The organism is Deltaproteobacteria bacterium, from assembly GCA_011773515.1.
Taxonomy (GTDB): Bacteria; Desulfobacterota; Deferrimicrobia; order J040; family J040; genus WVXK01.
This window is the reverse complement of the sequence record WVXK01000061.1, coordinates 1-2,847: the sequence shown is the minus strand read 5'-3', so window position 1 is coordinate 2,847 and position 2,847 is coordinate 1. Positions and strand designations below refer to the sequence as shown.

2 protein-coding genes and 1 pseudogene (1 of these 3 only partly in view) are annotated in these 2,847 nt (G+C 53.5%); 1 reads left to right on the top strand and 2 read right to left on the bottom strand.

Going from position 1 to position 2,847, the window contains the following annotated elements; all coding sequences use genetic code 11:
* Both GTN70_06755 and GTN70_06750 read right to left on the bottom strand, forming a co-directional pair.
* Positions 1 to 73: pseudogene (locus GTN70_06755) on the bottom strand (QacE family quaternary ammonium compound efflux SMR transporter) (it extends 230 nt beyond the left edge of the window).
* Between the two features lie 99 nt (positions 74 to 172).
* Positions 173 to 733 carry a sigma-70 family RNA polymerase sigma factor gene (locus GTN70_06750; protein NIO16684.1) on the bottom strand — a complete coding sequence of 187 codons (561 nt, stop codon included), beginning with the start codon at positions 731 to 733 and terminating at the stop codon, positions 173 to 175.
* Between the two features lie 415 nt (positions 734 to 1,148).
* Here GTN70_06750 and GTN70_06745 point away from each other — a divergent pair, with 415 nt between their 5' ends.
* Entirely contained in the window at positions 1,149 to 2,429 is a 1,281-nt protein-coding gene (locus GTN70_06745; protein ID NIO16683.1) for a bifunctional O-acetylhomoserine aminocarboxypropyltransferase/cysteine synthase, read from the top strand.
* Positions 2,430 to 2,847 lie beyond the last annotated feature (418 nt).

The window sequence follows — 2,847 nt, the reverse complement described above, 5'->3', positions numbered from 1 at the left end:
CAGACAGCTTCATCGATGTAGTGCCTGCAGCCTCGAGAAGAATTGCGCCGGCAAGGTAAGCCCAGTATTTCATTTTCGTTCCTCCTTCTGAAACGGATCAAAAAGTGATGCGTGTGTCTTACACTAATGCAGACGGATGAGGCGGAAGAGCATTACACTTGAAATTTTTAGGTCATGCGGAAGGGCGGCAGCCGCAGTCCAGGCATCCGTGTTCGGTGCAGCTTCCACAGCTTGCCTGGAGCTGTTTCAGCAGCGCTTTCCGGGCGCGGTGAAGTTTCACCCGCGTGCTGTTGGCTGTCATGCCGGTCTCAGCCGCGATTTCGTCGATGGGAGCGCCCTCTAAATCGACACGGGTGAGGAGACGGGAATAATCTTCCTTCAGTGTCGGCAGCAGATCATACACGCACTGGCAGATGGCGCGTTCGATATCGGGTTGGGGTGTCTCCGTATCGTTGATCATTCTCGCCAGGTGATCCATGGCGCGACGCTCTGCATCTCGTTGTCGGTAGTAATCGACAACCGCGTTGCGCAGTAAGCGATAGAACCACGCCACGACAGACTCATCATCGCGAATGGAATCCGATTTTTTTATGCCCTTTACAAATGCAGCCTGAAGGATTTCCTCGGCATCGGATGGATTAGCTATACGACCCTTGAGAAATGACAGAAAGTTCCGGTGATTTTCAACAAGTGTCGCGACTACATCCGGGGACTGTCCCCTTGCGCCTTTCATAAGTGAATTTCCTCTACTTGCCCTGATAAACTCATAACCGAGGAATTTGACCTCCTACCCATAGGTATACAACTTTCTCATCAAGGGGTCCAACCACAGAAGTGTTTCACCATGTATTATACCCGGTGAATTGCTCTAAACTACTCGTAAAAGTTAGCAGCGGGATTGATGACGGCGGTTGCCGTGAAGAAGCTTTGCAAGGAAGCGGCCTCGATGGGGATATGAATCCCCTGGCTTCCCCGGACTCCTGGCGATCAATCCGGAAAATTGCGGAAACATGCTGTTGCGCCCTGGTACGCGGAGCCATATTCAACCCCGGAGTGCCGAATTCCGCCTGGGGAAAAACACATTTGACATACTGTAGAGTATGATTTATCCTGCCTCTTAAACGAATGATAGGAGGAAAAGGATTCTCATGGAAAACAATTACAGGATTGACACGCTATGTGTTCACGGTGGGCAGGAGGAGGCGGATGCATCGACGCTGGCGAGAGCAGTGCCGATCTACCAGACCACCTCCTACATTTTCAGAGATTCACAGCACGCCTCGAATCTTTTCGGGTTGAAGGAGTTCGGAAATATTTACACAAGGATCATGAATCCCACGACCGACGTTCTCGAGAAGAGAGTATCTGCTCTCGAGGGGGGCGTGGGCGCCCTCGCCCTGTCATCCGGCCAGGCTGCAGAAACGGTGACCATTCTGAACATAGCCAAGTCCGGGGAGCAGATATTGTCTTCCACATCTCTTTACGGGGGAACGGTTTCTCTCTTTCACTCAACGCTCAAGAAGATGGGGATCGAGACGATCTTCGTGGATCCCTCCGACCCGGAGAATTTCAGGAAGGCCCTCACACCGAAAATGCGGCTCATATTTGCCGAGTCGATCGGAAACCCGAAACTGGACACACCAGACTTTGAAGCCATCGCCTCCATCGCCCACGAGGCCGGCATACCCTTCGTGGTGGACAACACGGTTCCCTCGCCGGTCATGTGCAGGCCCATCGAATACGGGGCGGACATCGTAATCCACTCAACGACGAAGTTCATAGGCGGGCACGGGACGTCCATCGGCGGGATCATCGTCGATTCGGGCAATTTCAACTGGGCGAACGGGAACTTCCCGGACTACACCGAGCCCGACCCGGGCTACCACGGGTTGCGATACGTGGAGTCATTCGGCAACGCGGCGTTCATCCTGAAAGCGAGGCTCCAGCTGATGCGGGACATCGGGCCTTCCATGAGCCCTTTCAACGCCTTCCTCTTCCTTCAGGGGCTCGAGACGCTCCACTTGAGGATGGAAAAGCACAATAAAAACGCTATGGAAGTGGCAAAGCACCTGAAAACCCACCCGAAAGTTTCCTGGGTGAACTACCCCGGGCTGCCAGATCACCCGACCCACGAGCTCGCAAAGAAGTATCTGGACGGAGGATTCGGCGCTATAGTGGGATTCGGCGTGAAGGGGGGATACGAAGCCGGAAGAGCCTTCATCGACAACGTGAAGCTCCTCTCCCTCCTTGCTAATATCGGGGACGCGAAGAGCCTGGTCATCCATCCTGCGAGTACCACTCATCAGCGGCTCAACCCCGAGGAGCAGCTCGCTGCCGGAGTGACTCCGGACTTTGTGCGCCTTTCCATCGGGATCGAGGACCCACGGGATATCGTCGAAGCTATCGACCATGCGCTCGATAAGTGCTGAAACGAGAGGAAATGGGCAGTGCCGCTGAAAGAGCTTGAATAGAACTGGAAAAGTGGCAGCTCGGTGGCGGTTGAAAACAGGGTATGAGAATCCGCTGGCGGTCGAATCGTCCTGAACCCCCCTCCGGAGTCTGTTCCCCTGCGCCTTTCACAGGTGAACTTCCTCTTCCCACCTATTGTAAAATAACACTTGACATCCCTTTGGCCTGACATATTTTACACAATGTAGAATATGAGCTGTTCCTTTAAAACTTATGGGTACCCGGGAACACATACTCATGATGCTTAATCGGACGGGAAATAATGAGCTGCCCCAAATAGTTGTACCACCTTCTATGTGAAGAAACCAGGCATCTAAATCGGTTGAATTCGTCTCGCTTCCGGTGCCGGCGGCCTGTATCCAAGAGCACTGTGGGGCC